11 protein-coding genes and 2 pseudogenes are annotated in these 14,926 nt (G+C 70.6%); 3 read left to right on the top strand and 10 right to left on the bottom strand.

Annotated elements, in window-relative coordinates; genetic code table 11:
- From ASF65_RS21610 to ASF65_RS19970, 7 genes and pseudogenes are all read right to left on the bottom strand, one after another.
- A partial coding sequence (locus ASF65_RS21610; RefSeq protein WP_156369405.1) for a DAK2 domain-containing protein occupies positions 1–343 on the bottom strand: 343 nt, incomplete at its 3' end.
- Between the two features lie 36 nt (positions 344–379).
- Positions 380–554, bottom strand: a pseudogene (locus ASF65_RS22210) (dihydroxyacetone kinase subunit DhaK); the annotation flags it as partial.
- Between the two features lie 99 nt (positions 555–653).
- A pseudogene (locus ASF65_RS21135) lies at positions 654–1,457 on the bottom strand (dihydroxyacetone kinase subunit DhaK); the annotation flags it as partial.
- Between the two features lie 44 nt (positions 1,458–1,501).
- Positions 1,502–2,269: a GolD/DthD family dehydrogenase gene (locus ASF65_RS19985; protein WP_055893395.1), complete on the bottom strand. Its 768-nt coding sequence runs from the start codon at positions 2,267–2,269 to the stop codon at positions 1,502–1,504.
- 75 nt (positions 2,270–2,344) lie between these two features.
- Positions 2,345–3,325: a substrate-binding domain-containing protein gene (locus tag ASF65_RS19980; RefSeq protein ID WP_055893392.1), complete on the bottom strand. Its 981-nt coding sequence runs from the start codon at positions 3,323–3,325 to the stop codon at positions 2,345–2,347.
- Between the two features lie 98 nt (positions 3,326–3,423).
- Complete coding sequence (locus tag ASF65_RS19975) at positions 3,424–4,428, bottom strand: sugar ABC transporter permease (protein WP_055893390.1); 1,005 nt, start codon at positions 4,426–4,428, stop codon at positions 3,424–3,426.
- 53 nt (positions 4,429–4,481) lie between these two features.
- Positions 4,482–5,963, bottom strand: a complete 1,482-nt coding sequence (locus tag ASF65_RS19970) for a sugar ABC transporter ATP-binding protein (RefSeq protein WP_055893387.1) — start codon at positions 5,961–5,963, stop codon at positions 4,482–4,484.
- Between the two features lie 181 nt (positions 5,964–6,144).
- On the opposite strand from ASF65_RS19970, the gene dhaL reads away from it, so the two are divergent.
- From dhaL to ASF65_RS19955, 3 genes are all read left to right on the top strand, one after another.
- Positions 6,145–6,813 (top strand): dihydroxyacetone kinase subunit DhaL, encoded by a 669-nt coding sequence (gene dhaL / locus ASF65_RS19965; protein ID WP_055893384.1) that lies wholly within the window; start codon positions 6,145–6,147, stop codon positions 6,811–6,813.
- Positions 6,813–8,861 carry a bifunctional sugar-binding transcriptional regulator/dihydroxyacetone kinase subunit DhaK gene (locus ASF65_RS21130; RefSeq protein ID WP_082505875.1) on the top strand — a complete coding sequence of 683 codons (2,049 nt, stop codon included), beginning with the start codon at positions 6,813–6,815 and terminating at the stop codon, positions 8,859–8,861. Before dhaL ends, ASF65_RS21130 begins: the two co-directional genes overlap by 1 nt.
- A 99-nt stretch (positions 8,862–8,960) precedes the next feature.
- Entirely contained in the window at positions 8,961–9,302 is a 342-nt protein-coding gene (locus ASF65_RS19955; RefSeq protein ID WP_055893381.1) for a CsbD family protein, read from the top strand.
- A 74-nt stretch (positions 9,303–9,376) separates the two neighbouring features.
- Here the strand turns inward: ASF65_RS19955 and ASF65_RS19950 are convergent, their stop codons facing one another.
- From ASF65_RS19950 to ASF65_RS19940, 3 genes are read right to left on the bottom strand one after another with little or no spacing between them, the layout of a single operon-like run.
- Positions 9,377–12,820 carry an SbcC/MukB-like Walker B domain-containing protein gene (locus ASF65_RS19950; protein WP_055893377.1) on the bottom strand — a complete coding sequence of 1,148 codons (3,444 nt, stop codon included), beginning with the start codon at positions 12,818–12,820 and terminating at the stop codon, positions 9,377–9,379.
- Entirely contained in the window at positions 12,813–13,517 is a 705-nt protein-coding gene (locus tag ASF65_RS19945) for a DUF4194 domain-containing protein (RefSeq protein WP_082505873.1), read from the bottom strand. Before ASF65_RS19945 ends, ASF65_RS19950 begins: the two co-directional genes overlap by 8 nt.
- Positions 13,507–14,898 (bottom strand): Wadjet anti-phage system protein JetA family protein, encoded by a 1,392-nt coding sequence (locus ASF65_RS19940; protein WP_055893374.1) that lies wholly within the window; start codon positions 14,896–14,898, stop codon positions 13,507–13,509. Before ASF65_RS19940 ends, ASF65_RS19945 begins: the two co-directional genes overlap by 11 nt.
- Positions 14,899–14,926: the final 28 nt, after the last annotated feature.

Here is a 14,926-nt window from a genome sequence, read left to right as displayed (position 1 = left end):
CGAGACCCTTGTGGAGCATGGTCGAGAACAGGGCCGCGTCGATCGCCTCCCGGCCCTCGATGGCTTCCGCGAACTCGGTGAAGGTCATGCCGTAGAGCGGGCCCATCGAGCCGCCGATCTCGCCCATCAGCACCTCGCCGAGAAGCGCGAAGGCCTCTGCCAGCGACGCGTCGCGGCCCTTCAGCCGCTCSGCCGCCATGCCGAAGCCCTTGGCCATGTTCACGCCATGGTCGCCGTCGCCGATCTTGCCGTCGATCTCCGACAGATAGGCCTTGTTCTCGACGATCCGCGCCGCCATCGCCTCGACGATCGCGCCGCCGCCGGCATTCGGGAAGCTCTGCATCGGTCCGGTCTCCCTCAACCCTTGGAAGCCGGGCGCGCGGGCCTCGGCGTCGAGAAGGCGCTTCAGTTCGTCGTCGAGCGCCAGYACCGTCAGCGTCGCGCCGACCATCTCCAGCGAGGTGAAGTAGTTGCCGACATAGGTGCGGTAGACCGTGAGGCCGCGACCGGTGATCTCGGCCTCGATCGTGTCGTTGAGGATGTAGAGCTCGTTGNAGCGAGGTGAAGTAGTTGCCGACATAGGTGCGGTAGACCGTGAGGCCGCGACCGGTGATCTCGGCCTCGATCGTGTCGTTGAGGATGTAGAGCTCGTTCAGCGGCGTCGCGCCGAGGCCGGAGACGAGGACCGCGACCTCGGTGCCCGCGGCGAGCGCATGGTCGTCGAGGACGATCTTGGCCATGTCGCGCGCGACCTCCGTGGCCGTCTTCAAGGGTTCGACGCGGATGCCGGGCTCGCCGTGATGGCCGATGCCGACCTCCATCGTGCCGGCCTCGATCTGGAAGTTCGGGTGGCCGACGGCCGGCAGGGTGCAGGGGCCGAGGCCGACGCCGATCGAACGGCAGTTGTCGATCGCCTTCTGGGCGGTGGCGCGCACCTCCTCGAGACTCGCGCCCTCGTTCGCCTTGGCGCCGCCGATCTTCCACATGAAGATCTCGCCCGCGACGCCGCGGCGCTTCTCGCGCTCCTCCGGCGGGGCCGAGCAGACGTCGTCGTTGGCCACCACGACGGCGACCTCGATGCCGTCCTTCGACGCCAATTTCTGCGCCATCTTCACGTTCATGTTGTCGCCGGCATAGTTGCCGTAGAGGCAGACGACGCCCGCGCCGCCGCTCGCCTCCTTGATCGCGTCATGGAAGCTTTTCGCGGTCGGCGAGGAGAACAACTCGCCCACCGCCACCGCGTCCACCAGCCCCTTGCCGGTGTAGCCGATGAAGGCCGGCTCGTGGCCCGAACCGCCGCCGGTGACGACGCCGACGCGCCCGCTCTTCGGCGCGCTCGTGGACACGACCACGCGCCGGTTCGTCTCCGACAGGCGCACGAGGTCGCGGTGGGCCTTCACGAAGCCGCGGACGGTGTCGTCCACCACATTGTCGGGATCGTTGAGGAAACGCTGCATGGGGCGGGGTCCGTTGTGAAAAGGATGGTCTGGAAAGCCGGGCTTCAGAGGATGGTGTAGCCGCCGTCGACGACGAGGTCGGCGCCGTTGACCATGGCCGCAGCGCCCGAGGCGAGGAAGACGGCCGCAGCCGCGATCTCACTGGGATAAGCGAAGCGGCCGGTCGGAATGCGCTTCTTGGCGGCCTCGCCCTTCTCGCCGGCCCAGGCGGCCTTGCCGAGCTCGGTGAGGACGACGGTCGGCGAGATCGTGTTGGCGGTGATGCCGTGGCGGCCCCACTCGGCGGCCAGCGTCTTCGTCAGGCCGATCACGCCGAATTTCGACGCGCAGTAGGCGATGTGCTCCTCGATTGCGACCGTGCCAGCCTGCGAGGCGAGATTGACGATGCGCCCGCCGCGCCCGGCCGCGATCATGCGCTTTCCGGCGGCCTGTGAGACGAGGAACGTGCCCTTCAGGTTGATCGCGATCGTGCGGTCCCACTGGTCGAGCGTCAGGCTTTCGGCCGGGGCGAGCGCGACGATGCCCGCGCTGTTGACCACGATGTCGATCGCGCCGAACGCGCTCTCCGCCGCCGCGACGGCTTCCTCGACCGAGGCGGGATCGGCGACGTCGCAACGGAAGGCGCGCGCGTCTGGCAGTTCGCCGGCGGTCGCCTCGGCGGCCTGGAGGTTGTTGTCGAGCAGCGCGACCCGCGCGCCCTTCTGGCTCAGGGCGCGCGCGATCGCCTGGCCGATGCCCGAGCCGCCGCCCGTGACGAGCGCGACCTTGGCGGCCAGCGAGAAGTCGAGATCGATGGAAGGGGCGTCGCTCACGGGACGGGCTCCAAGCTGTGGGGAAGGGCAGGATAGGGACGGCGGCCGGGATGCCGGCCGCCGTCCGTCATGCGACTACTGGCGCGACTTCAGGAGTTCGTCGGCGTTGGCGGTCGTCACCGGCGTCCAGGGGACGAGGTAGGTCTTGGCCTTGCCGTCTTCCCACTTCATCGACGGATACTGGTTCCAGATGGGCGACTGCGGCTGGTAGTCCGCCTTCACCGCCTTGATCGCGACGTCGAGCGCGCCCTGGGCCTGCGCGTTCGCGTCCTGCAGGATCGAGGCCATCTCGCCGGCCTTCACCGCGTTGATCGCGTCGGTCACGCCGTCGATGCCGGCGATGGCGAAGTCGCTGACGTTGAGGCCGGCGGCCTTGATCGCCTCGATCGCGCCGAGTGCCATCTCGTCGTTCTGGCCGATCACGCCCTGGATCTGGCCGGGGTGCGAGGTCAGCCAGTTCTCCATCAGCGTCTGGGCCTCGGCGCGCGACCAGTTGCCGGTCTGCTTCTCCAGGACCTTCACGTCGGGGCAGGCGGCGAGCGCCTTCTCGTTGCCCTCGAGGCGCTGGATCTGGCCGCTCTGGCCGATCGGGCCCTCGATGATCACGAGGTTGCCCTTGCAGCCCATCTTGTCGAGAACGGCCTTGCCCTCGAGCTCGCCGGCCTCGACGTCGTTGGAGCCGACATAGGAGGTCAGGAGGTCGGAGTTGACGCGGGCGTTGGAGCCGACGACCGGGATGCCGGCGTCGACCGCGGCCTGCACGGGCGCCGCGCCCGCCTCGATGTCCATCGGCACGAAGATGATCGCATCGTACTTCTGCGTGATCATCGTGTTGAACTGTTCCTGCTGGACGAGCGCGTCGTAGCGGCCGTCGAACACGGTCACCTCGACCTCGCCCTTCTGCACGGCCGGGTGCTTCTGCAGCGCGGCGGTCCAGATCTGCATGAACTCGGCGTTGAGGCCGTAGACGGTCGCGCCGATCTTCAGCTTCTCCTGGGCGAGCACCGGACCGGTGAGCGCGGTGGCGAGGCCGAGGGCGAGCAGTAGGGTCTTCATCGTCAAGTCTCCTCCCGAGTGGAACTGGTGGTCGGGCCGCCGGAATGACGGCACTCCCTTCGGTCCGGCAATGCCGCCGGACGGAATGCGTCGAGCGCTCAGCTGGCGTGGCTGCGCTTCTGGTCCAGCATCACCGCGCCCACGATCAGGGCGCCCTTGAGGATCTGCTGGTAGTAGGACTGGATGCCCATGAGATCGAGGCCGTTGTTCATCACGCCGATGATCAGCGCGCCGATGAGCGTGCCGGTGACGCGGCCGACGCCGCCCGACAGCGAGGTGCCGCCGATGACGACCGCCGCGATCGCGTCGAGCTCGTAGGCGACGCCCGCCTGCGGCAGGGCCGAGCCGGTGCGGGCCGACAGGATCATGCCGGCCAGACCCGCCAGCGCGCCCGAGATGACGTAGACCATGAAGCGGATGCGGGCGACGTTGATGCCCGACGTCTTGGCTGCGTGCGGGTTGCCGCCGACGGCGTAGATGTAGCGGCCGAAGCGGGTCGAGGAGAGAAGCCACCACGAGACGGCGAAGACGAGGGCGAGGATCACGACGGGCAGCGGCACGCCGAAGACGTTGCCGGTGCCGATCCAGCGGAACTCGGGAATGAGGCCCGGCACGGGACGGCCGCCGCCGTAGATCAGCGTCATGCCGCGTGCGGCCGACAGCATGCCGAGCGTCGCCACGAAGGCCGGCACGTTGAAGCGCGAGACGATGAGGCCGACGATAGCGCCGGAGAGAACGCCGACGCCGATGCCGATCGCGAGCGCCAGTATCATCGGATAGGGCCCGCCCGCGACGCTGGCGTTCGCTGTCGTCGTCACGAAGCTGGCGCTGACGATGCCGGCCAGCGCCACGACGGAGCCGACCGACAGGTCGATGCCACGCGTCAGGATGACGAAGGTCATGCCGATGGCGAGGATGCCGTTGATCGACGTCTGCAGGAGAACGTTCGAGATGTTGCCGGCGGTCAGGAAGTAGGGGCTGGAGACGGCTAGCACGCCGACCAGGATCAGGAAGGCGATGAAGATGCCGTATTCCTGGATCAGGAGCCGGCGGCGCTCGGCGCCCGCATTGGGATCGGCGGCTTTTGCGTTGATGTCGGTCACGGGATCGTCTCCCCAAGAGGTCATGCGCGGGCGCGGGCTGCGAGGAGCCCGGTTCAGGTCGAAAGATGGACGAGCGACTGCGCGCTGGCTTCGCTGCGGTCGAGGATGCCGGCCGAGCGCCCGCCCCGCATCACCATCACGCGGTCTGACAGGCCCAGCACCTCATCGATCTCCGACGAGATCATCGCGACCGTGCCCCCCGCAGCGGCGAATTCGCAGATGATGCGATAGATCTCGCGCTTGGCGCCGACATCGACGCCGCGCGTCGGCTCGTCGAGGAGCAGCACCCTTGGGTTTCGCAGGAACCACTTGCCGAGCACGACCTTCTGCTGGTTGCCGCCCGACAGGCCGGAGACCGGCATCGTGTCGCGCGCCGCCTTGATGCCGAAGCGCGCGATCATCTCGTGGGCGGCGGCCGCCTCGTCCCGGCCGCGCATGGCGAAGGCCGGGCTCATCTCGGGCAGGCTCGCCAGCGCGATGTTGCCGCGCACGGAATCGTGGAGGTTGAGGCCGGTCTGCTTGCGGTCCTCGGTGACGAGCGCCAGCCCCTCGGCCATCGCATCGGCCGGCTTGCGGACCGCGATCGTCCGGCCGTCCACGGCGACGCGCCCCTCTGCCTTCGGGTCGAGGCCGAACAGCGCGTCGAAGATTTCGGTGCGGCCCGAGCCCATCAGCCCGTAGATGCCGAAGATCTCGCCCTTGCGCACGTCAAACGAGATGTCCTCGATGCGGCCGGGGCTCGCCAGCCCCTCGACCGACAGGCCGACCGTCTCGGACGGCGTGTTGGTCTTGATGTATTCCTCGCCGAGCTCACGCCCGACGATCATGCCGATCAGGCCGGGGCGGTCGATCTCGGCGAGCTTGCCGCTCGCGACATAGGCGCCGTCGCGGAAGACGGTGTAGCTGTCGGCGATCTGGAAGATTTCCGACAGGCGATGCGAGACGTAGACGATGCCGCGCCCTTGAGCCTTCAGGCGCTCGATCGCGGCAAAGAGGTGCTGCGCCTCGCGCTCGCCGATGGCCGAGGTCGGCTCGTCCATGAAGATGACTTCGGCGTCGTGGCTGAGGGCCTTCGCGATCTCAACGAGCTGCATCTGCGCGACCGAGAGCGTCGCCATCGCCTGACGCGCATCGATCGCGAAGCCGAGATCGTCGAGCAGCGCCTGCGCGCGGGCGTTCATGGTGCGGAAGTCGATGCCGCCGAAGCGGCCGGACGGCTCGCGTCCGAGAAAGATGTTCTCGGCGACGCTCATGTGCGGAACCGGGCTCAGCTCCTGCTCGATGATGGCGATGCCGGCCTTCAGCGCATCGGCGGGGCTGGAGAAGTCCACAGGCTGGCCGTTGCGCCAGATCGTGCCGCCGTCGCGCTTCTGGATGCCCATGACGATGGTCAGAAACGTGGACTTGCCGGCCCCGTTGCCACCGCACAGGGCATGCACGGAGCCAGCCTCGAGCTCGAAGCGGCCGTCGCGCAGCGCGGCGACGCCGCCGAAGGACTTGCGCAGCCCTTCCACCTTGAGAAGCGGTTCCGACATTCCGACATCCTCCCGGAACACCTTTACGGCGTTCCCGGCGCCGATTCTCCCTTCGACGCCTCGTTTCGACATTAGTCAGATTGTTTCCGACAAATGTCAACGCCGCATCCGGAAGCGCTGCCGGACCGTCGTCGGCCGGCCGGCGCTTGCACGATCGCCCGCGCGCTCCGACACTTAGCCCATGACACGAATCACCGCCGACCAGCTCGTCGAGATCCTGCGCACGGTGGCGCGCCGGATCGACGAGGCGCGCGAGCATCTGGCCGAGCTCGACGGCGCGATCGGCGATGCCGATCACGGCCGCACCATGTCGGAAGGGTTTGCGGCCGTGGTGCGCGATGCGCAGGACGCGGCCCATGCCGGCGCCGGCGCGGCCGACCTCCTGCCGATCGCCGCCCGCTCCTTCCTCGATGCCGTCGGCGCGACGGCCGGGCCCCTCTATGCCAGCGGCTTCCAGGAAGCCGGACGGCGGCTCGCGGGACGAGCCGAGCTGTCGGACGGCGACCTCCTGACGCTCGTTGCGGGCCTCGGCGAGGGGATCGCGCGGCGCGGCAAGGCGGTGCCGGGCGACAAGACGATGATGGACGCGTTCGGCCCCGCGCTGCGGGCGATCACGGCCGCCGAAGCGTCCGGCGCGGATGTCGGGGCCGCGCTCGGCATGGCGGCCCGGGCCGCCGCCGAGGGCCGCGACGCGACCCGGACCATGGTCGCCTCGAAGGGCCGCGCGGCGCGGCTCGGGACCCGCAGCCTCGGGCATGTCGATCCCGGCGCCGCCTCGGCCGCGATCGTGGTCGATGCGCTGCGCGAGGGCTTCGAGGCGATCCGCGCCGCACGCGGCGGGCGCGGCTGATGGCCCGCCCTTCCCCTCGCGCGGCCGGCGAGACGGCGATCCCGCTCCGCTTCGGTGACGATGCGCTGCTCTGGGCGTCCTGGCTCTACCACGAGGAGGGCATGACGCAGGGCGACATCGCCGCCGAGATGGGGGTCTCGCGGGCCTCGGTGAACACCTATCTCGCGGAGGCCCGCGCGCGCGGCCTCGTGACGATCGAGATCGAGCCGCGCCAGTTCCGGGCGCTGTCGCTCGCCGAGGCGCTGCGCAAGCGCTTCGACCTCGAGGATTGCCTCGTCGTGCCGACGAACGGCGGCGAACGCTCGCTGAACGCGCGGCTCGGCGCGGCGGGCGCGCAGGCCCTCGCCCGTTTCGCGCGGCCCGGCGACACGCTCGCGGTGACCTGGGGTCGCACCATCCTCGCGCTGGTCGAGGCGCTGCGGGTCGCCCCGCTCGGCGACGTCCGCGTCGTGCAGGCCACGGGCGGCACCACGGCCAAGATTCCCTGGACGCCGGAAGCCTGTGCCTCGCGCCTCGCCGAAGCGCTCGGCGGCCGCTGCATCCCGCTGTCGGCGCCCGCGATCGTCTCCAGCGCGGCGATGCGCGACATGCTGTTCGCCGAGCCCGTCCTCGCCGAGCAGATGGCGGTCCTGTCCGAGGCGAACCGCATCCTCTTCGGCATCTCCTCGTTGCGGCCGGAGAGCACGATCCACACGAGCGGCTTCCTCGACGGGCCGGAGCGCCACGACTACGAGCAGGTGGCGATCGGCTCGATCGCCGGGCGCTTCATCTCGGCTTCCGGCGAACGCGTGCCGGGGCCGCTCGACGGACGCACCATCGGGATCGACCTTGCGGCCCTGCGCGCCCTGCCGCAGCGCATCGCGGTGGCCGGCGGGTCCGACAAGGTGCCGGCCATTCTCGGCGCGCTGCGCGGCGGCTTCGTCAGCGTCCTCGTGACCGACACGCAGACCGGCTGGGGCATCCTGACGGCGGACGGCTGGAGCGAGCCGCTGCGCCGCGCCGCGCCGTCGCCGCCGGCCTCGGCGCCGATCGGCCGAACCCACACCAAGAAGCTTCTCAACGATCCCCGCGCGGCCGTCGACGAGGCGCTGGAGGGGGCTCTCGCCGCCCACGGCGACACGATCGCGCCGGTGCCGGGCACGCCGCGCGCCGTCCGCGCCGTTCAGGGCCCACGGCCCGGCAAGGTCGGCGTCGTGATCGGCGGCGGCTCGGGCCACGAGCCGGCCTTCTGGGGCTATGTCGGGCCGGGACTCGCGGACGTGGCGGTCGTCGGCAACCTCTTCGCCGCCCCGCCGCCCGGCCCCATCCTGGCAGGCACCCGCGCGATCGACGGAGGCGCCGGCGTCCTCTACGTCTTCGGCAACTTCTCCGGCGACGTGATGAACTTCGAGATGGCCGCCGAGGAACTGGCCGCGGACGGCATCGAGACGCGCTCGGTCGTGACGATCGACGACATCGCCTCGGCGCCGGCGGAGGCGGTCGGCTCGCGGCGGGGGGTCGCCGGCAACGTCTTCGTCTTCAAGATCGCGGGCGCGGCGGCCGACCGGCTGATGCCGCTCGATGCCTGCGAGGCCGTGACGCGCCGGGCCGCGGCGCGCACCTTCTCGATGGGCGTCGCGCTCGAACCCGGAACCATGCCCGAAACGCGCCGGCCGAGCTTTGCGCTGGGGCCGGCCGACATGGAGATCGGCGTCGGCGTCCACGGCGAGCCCGGCGTCGCGCGCGAGCCGCTGGCCAGCGCCGACGCGGTGGCGGACCTTCTCGTCGACCGCCTCTTCGCCGAGATGCGCCTCGAGGCCGGGGCCCGGGTCGCCGTCCTCGTCAACTCGCTCGGCGGAACGCCCGCCATGGAACTCTACGTCGTCCACCGCCGCGTGGCGCAGCGGCTGGCGGCGCGTCGCGTCGAGGTCGTGGGGGCCTGGGTCGGTCCCTACTACACCTCGCTCGACATGGCCGGCGTCTCGCTGTCCCTCCTCCACTGCGACGACGAACTTCTCGATCTTCTCCGCCATCCCTGCCGCAGCGCCGCGATGACGGTGGTCCGCTAACGAGAATTTAAGGTGCGACAGATCGAACCAATCGCCGCCTAACGACTTATAGGCTCCGACAGCGGATCAACCGCTCGCCTATCAAGGAGTTTCGAACTCATGGACAACAACCGTCTCGAGGGCGCCGCCAAGGAGCTTGGCGGCAAGGTGCAGGGCGCTCTGGGTGACGCGTTCGGTTCCGAGAAGGACTCGGCCGAGGGCCGTCGCCGCCAGGCCGAAGGTGCCGCGCAGAACATTCTCGGCCAGGGCAAGGATGCCGTGCGCGAGGCGACCCACGACGCGCAGAAGTATGCGACCGACCTCTACGAGAACGCCGGCGCCTATGCCGAGGAAGGCACCCGCGTGGTGCGCCGCACCATCCACGAGCACCCGCTCTCGTCGCTGCTGGCAGCCGGCGCGATCGGCTTCGTGCTCGGCCTTCTGGCCCGCGACCGCGACTGATCGAGCGGACTGACCATGTCTGATGCCTCCCGCGCGCCCGATCGGCGCGCGGGAGGTTTTGCGTTGGGGTCCCGCTATTCGGCGGCGGAACGGAATCCTTCCACGCCGCGATGGTCGGGGTTGAGGCGCGCGAGTGCGTCCTTGGCGGTCTCGCCGGGATATTCGGTGTCGATATAGACGGCGCGCCCGTCGAGCGACTTGTTGACGAGGATGATCGTGTCGAGCACCTCGGTGAAGGTCGCGCGCTTGTCCTCGGGGCCGGCGATCAGGAGCTGAAGCCCCATGTCGCGGAAGAAGCGCAGAAGCGCCTGCGTGTTCGGCACGTCGAGCTTGTTGAAGGCCTCGTCGAAGAGCGCGAGGCCCATGCCGACCGGACGCCCGGCGATGTGGCCGGGGAAGTAGGCGAGCGCCAGCGAGGCGGCGATCGCGACGTAGAACGGCACCTGCGCCTCGCCGCCCGAGCCCTTCATGGCGCGCGACGACAGCGTGGTGCGATTGCCGTCGGCGTCGCTCATGACGATCTCGAACGTGTAGTACTGGCGGTAGTCGGCGAGCAGCGCCGCATCCTCCGCCCCCTCGATCATCGCCTCGACCTCGCCCATCGAGCTTTCGAACGTCTCGTCGGACAGCTGGCCGTCGGCCGCGCGCTGCGCGAGGTCGTGCATGCCCTCGAAGCGTCCGTTGACGGCGTAGGAGAACGCGTAGGTCTGGCCGGTGAAGCGGTGGCGCTTGAGAAGCCGGTTGATGCCGGCAAGGCGATAGCCCACCCGCGCCAGCTTTTCCGACAGGCGCGCCAGGAGGTCCTCGCGCATCATCCAGCGCATCTCGGCCGCCGCCTTCACGCAGGCGTCGCGGTGGCCGCGCAATTCGTGCGTCTCCAGCCGCGCCGTTTCCTCGAGCACCCAGGCGAGTGCCGCCACCATCGTCTCGCCGTCGAAGGCCGGCACCGGCGCGCTCCAGCGCCCGGCATATTCGGTGAGCTCGCGCAGCGCCGACAGCTGTTCGCGCCGCGCCGTGCCCTCCGCACTTTCGGCCGCGGCCTCCGCCTCGTTGCGCCGGGTCGCCAGCCACGCCGGCCCATCGCGCCGCTCGGCCTCGCCGGTGGCGATCTCCGTGCGTAGCGCCGCAGCCATGCCGGCCAGCGTGCGCGGCGCACCGTCGCCAGCGGGCACGAGGGCGAGAAGTTCGGCGGTCGCATCGGTCTCGAGCACCGCCCAGCTCCGGCGCCGGCGCGCAAGCGCCGCCCGGTGCCGCTCGGCTGCCATGTCGGCGCGCGCGGTCAGCGTCGCCACCGTCTGGCGCAGCGTCTCGACCTTGGGCTCGACCTCCTCCGCGAGCTCCGCCGCATAGGCATCGCGCTCGGCTCGGATCTCCTCGATCTCGGCCTTCAGCGTCGCCGCCTCGCCGTCGTCCAGCGCCTGGCGGTCGCGGACGAGCTCGTCGGCGCGCTGGCGCACGGTGAGCGCGCGGCGCGCGAGTTCGGCCGGCCCCGCCTCCGGCGACAGGGCCGCGAGCACGGGTCCGAGCGCCCGGGCGCCCTCGCGCGCCTCGCGAAGCCGCGCGCGCACCTCGGCAAGCTCGACTTCCAGCCGTCCCCGCTCCGCCTCGAGCCCGGCACCGTCGCTCAACGCGTTGCCGCGCCCGAACAGGAGATCGCCGAGATCGCGCTGGACGGACAGTCCCATGCCCGACGAGGTCTTGCCGTTGCGCATGACGCCGCGCTCCAGCCGGTCGAGTTCGGCGTCGGTCTCGGCCTTGCGGAAGGCACCGATGCGCACGTTGAGGAAAGCGCGCGCATGCGGATCGTCGGTCGTCAGCGCCTCGAGGATGCTGCCGGCCGGGGCGCGGGCGTTGGTCGAGCGCGTCGCCGAGGTCTTGACCAGCGTGCACCCGGCAAAGGCGTTCCGGTCGCGCCACATCAGGTCGAAGGCCTGCGAGAGCAGCGCCGGCTCGACGATCAGCGCCTCGCGGCCCCGACCAAGCAGGGCCTCGGCGGCATACTGCCAGCTGGGATCGGCGACATCGACGACGTCGCAGAGCGGCACGGCCGGAATGCCGGCGGCCTGCAGCTGCGAGAGAAGCCGCAGGGCCTCGCGCGACAGGCTGCCGCCAGCGCCCTTCGGCCGTGACAGAGCCCCACGCAACCGCTCGAGCTCGGCTTCCAGCGCGTGGGCGCGGCTCCCGAGGCGCTCGGTCGCCTTGTCGAGCGCCGCCTCGAACCCGTCCGCGCGGCGCGCCGCCGCCACGAGGTCCTCCAGCCGGTCGCCCTTGCCGCGCGCATGGTCGAGGAAGCTGTCGCCGTCGCGCACCAAGGTCAGCGCCTCGGCCGCCGCACGGCCGGCCTCGACCGCGCCCGGCGGCAGGTCGCCGGCATGGCGCAGCACGAGGCGGGCGAGCGTGCCGAGCGCCGTCGCGATCCGCCCCCAGCCCTGCTCGATCTCGCGGATGTCGCGCTCGTTGAGGCGCGTTTCGGCCGCGATCTCGCGCAGCCGTCCCTCGCCGCCGCCCGCGGCCAGACGGGCGGTCTTGTCGCGGATCTCCTCGTCCCACGAGCGGATCCACTCGCGCCGCGTCGTCAGCACGCCCTGCTCGATCGACAGTTCGCCCTGCCGCTCGGCCAGCGCGCGCCGGATGCCGAGCCATTCCTGCCCCGTGCGCCGCGCCTGGAAGGCGGCCGCGCGCCAGCGCCCGAGATCGGCCGCAAGGCGTTCGCGCCCCCAGGCCTGGAACTTGGCCGCGATGCGCGAAACCTGGCCGTGCTTCGCCTCGGCCTCCTCGATCAGGCCTTCCAGCTCGCGCCATGTCGCGATCGAGGCGCGCACGCGCTCGACGTCCAGCGGATCGGGCTCCAGCACGAAATCGCGCACGAAGACGGTCGGATCGAAGATCGGGCGGAAGGCGAGCGCGTTGGAGAAGGCGCGCAGGAAATGGCGCGCGTTGGGTGCCGCGGCCGGCCCGCGCATGGCGACCAGCATCTCGGCGGTGAACTTCTCGGCCGACGCCTTGAACTCGGCAAAGGCCGGGCAGTTCGCCCGCAGGTCTGCGGCGATCTCGCTCCAGGGCATCACCGTCTCGACGCCGTTCTCGCGGCGCCGGACGGCTTCCAGCGAGAAGGCGTGGCCGGGCGCGATGAAGCGCGAGAGGATCTCCTCGCGCGTGTCGCCCTGGCGCGCGGCCATGGCGATGCCGACGGCAATCGGCTCGCCGGTCTGGTCGTTGGCAAAGGTGAGGACGAGGAGCGTCTCGCAGGACTGGCGCAGCGGCCGGCCGTTCTCGGCCGGATCGCCCGTCATGCCGAGGCAGTATTCCAGCACGGAGCGCGAGGAGCGCCCGGACGCGCTGGCGTTGAGGTTCAGCCGGTTCTGGCTGGCGCCGGTGATGACGGTCTGGATCGCGTCCTGGATCGAGGTCTTGCCGGCGCCCGTCGGGCCGATCAGCGCCGCCTCGCCGCGGATGTCGATGTCCTTGGCGTCGATCAGGTACCAGTTCGAAAGCGAGATCCGCCTGAGGCTATACATTCGGCTCGTCCCCGGGCGACGCGTCGCGATCGTTGTCGGCGGTTCTCGGCCCGGAGGGAAGGGCCACCGAGGCGCTCGCCCACAGGATCAGCTCCTTCACATAGGCATCGGGCACGAGAATGCCGACGCCGGGAAGAACCGTCAGCGGCGACACGCGGCGCACGCGGTCGCGCTCGCCGAGCCGCAGGGCCCCGTGGCGGGCGAAGGTGCGTAGGATCTCGAGAAGCCGGACTTCCTCCGGTGGCGGGGCCTGCGTCAGCGCCGCGATGCGATCGACGAGATCGTCGGTCGTGGCGCTGACGACGCTCCCGTCGCCGGCCTCGTGGGCACGCAGCGCCTCCTCCCACAGGAGGCGTAGAGCGAGGAGCACGATCGTCTCGTCCTTGCGCAGCCGCTCGAACAGGCCGTCGTAGCGCGGCGCGTCGGCGGGCACGGCGAGCGCCACCATCTGGTCGCGCGGCGACACCATGAGCCGGTAGCCGAGCGAGCCGAAATAGCGCTCGAAGAAGGTCGAATAGGCGCGCACGAGATCGTAGGTGCGCCCGACATTGGGCGTATGCGAATAGACGCACTGGCGTGTCATCATCACCTGCAGCGCGCGCGTCATCTCCTCGGAGGTCGGGCGCTTGCCGGCGATGTGGCCGCCAGCCCAGTCGCCGTCCACGATGTCGCGGAATTCGTCGGTCTCAGGCGGCATCGACTTGGGCTCCCGGCCGGCGGCGGATCACGAAGTCCTGGCAGGTGATCCAGCGGTTGGCGCAGCGGTCCTCGAGGAACTCGATCTCGTAGCGCTTGGCGAGCAGGCCGCCGAAGATCGAAGGCAGCTCGCGCAGGCGCTGGAAGGCGATGAAGTCGTCGACCGAGGCGAGCGTCACGTCGCGCGCGCGCACCTCTTTGCGGGGCCCGAGAACCCGCTCGACATAGGCCGAGAGGATCGGCGCCGTGACGCGGGTGCGCCGGACGTACTCTTCCTTGGCGCGAGCATAGAGCACGGCCGCCGGGTCGGGCGTCAGGTCGCGCAGGGCGACGACGGCCACCGGCGCCTTGTCGCGGCGCGGCGCCGGCACATGCGGCGGTCCGAGCGGCAGGATGCGCGGGATCAGCATCGGAGCGACCGGCACGTCGCCATCCTCGCGCTTCGCGGCGACGAGGCGCAGCGCTTCGGCCAATTCGGCGGTCGAGCCTCCGGCGATCCGGTCCATCTGGCGTGCGGCGTTGACCATGCGGCGCTCGATGCGCGCGACCGTCGCGTTGATCGCATCGAGGTGCCGCTCGGCCGCCTCGAAGACGTGGACGATGCGCGAAAGCTCCTCGCGGATCTCCGCCTCGCCGTCCGCGCCGTCATCGAGCCGCCCCTCACGCCCGTAGGCATCGCCGAGCGTCGAGAGCAGCGCCCGGTTCTCGAACATCTCGGTCGCCTGCCGGATGATCGCAGTGCGGAAGCGGAACGGGTTGTCCTTGGTCTGCAAGGTCTTGAAGTCGCGGATCAGGTGCCGCTCGACGAAGTCACCGAAGAATTGGTGGAAGATCGCGCGCAAGGAGGGCTGGCGCAGAATGCGCTCCTCCGCCTGCCGCAGCGAGACGGCGACGGTTCGCATGTGGCCCATGAAATCCTCGGCGCCGCGCAGCGCGTTGCGCAGGGCTTCGGAGCGCTCGTCGGGATGGGCGGCGGCCCCCTCGAGGCCGCTCAGCACTTCCAGGACCGCGCCGCCGTAGGAGCGCGTCTCGCCGCGCTCGATGCGCGAGAGAAGATGGAGCAGCCCGGCCGCCTCCGGATCGAGGTCGACGAGGCGCAGGTAGCGGTCGCGATGCTCCACCATCCAGCCGGTCTCGACCAGCCGGTCGTAGACCGCCCGCGCCCGCTCCTCGGGTCGGCCGGCGGGCATGTCCGTCTCGTCGTCCTCGCGCGCGGCGAGAAACGTCTCGATCGCGCGCAGGACGTCGACCCGTCGCGGCGCTTCGGCAGAAGGCTCGAAGGTCTCGTGGAAGATGTGGAGGAGGAGGTCGGAATAGAGCCGCTTCGCGGGAGCCGCCAGCGGCTTGAAGAGATCCGGCGGCAGGACGTCGAAGAGCGGCATTCCGATCCGGGAGCTGGTTGAACGGGGC

The organism is Aureimonas sp. Leaf324 (assembly GCF_001423245.1).
Lineage (GTDB): Bacteria > Pseudomonadota > Alphaproteobacteria > Rhizobiales > Rhizobiaceae > Aureimonas.
The sequence above is the reverse complement of the archived record's forward strand: the minus strand, read 5'-3'. Positions and strand labels throughout refer to the sequence as shown.

Excerpts from the sequence above, each read along its gene's own strand:
- ASF65_RS19980 (WP_055893392.1), bottom strand. The coding sequence starts at position 3,325 with ATGAAGACCCTACTGCTCGCCCTCGGCCTCGCCACCGCGCTCACCGGT.
- ASF65_RS19945 (WP_082505873.1), bottom strand. The coding sequence starts at position 13,517 with ATGCCGCCTGAGACCGACGAATTCCGCGACATCGTGGACGGCGACTGG.
- ASF65_RS19940 (WP_055893374.1), bottom strand. The coding sequence starts at position 14,898 with ATGCCGCTCTTCGACGTCCTGCCGCCGGATCTCTTCAAGCCGCTGGCG.
- ASF65_RS21130 (WP_082505875.1), top strand. The coding sequence starts at position 6,813 with ATGGCCCGCCCTTCCCCTCGCGCGGCCGGCGAGACGGCGATCCCGCTC.
- ASF65_RS19970 (WP_055893387.1), bottom strand. The coding sequence starts at position 5,963 with ATGTCGGAACCGCTTCTCAAGGTGGAAGGGCTGCGCAAGTCCTTCGGC.
- dhaL (WP_055893384.1), top strand. The coding sequence starts at position 6,145 with ATGACACGAATCACCGCCGACCAGCTCGTCGAGATCCTGCGCACGGTG.
- ASF65_RS19950 (WP_055893377.1), bottom strand. The coding sequence starts at position 12,820 with ATGTATAGCCTCAGGCGGATCTCGCTTTCGAACTGGTACCTGATCGAC.
- ASF65_RS19955 (WP_055893381.1), top strand. The coding sequence starts at position 8,961 with ATGGACAACAACCGTCTCGAGGGCGCCGCCAAGGAGCTTGGCGGCAAG.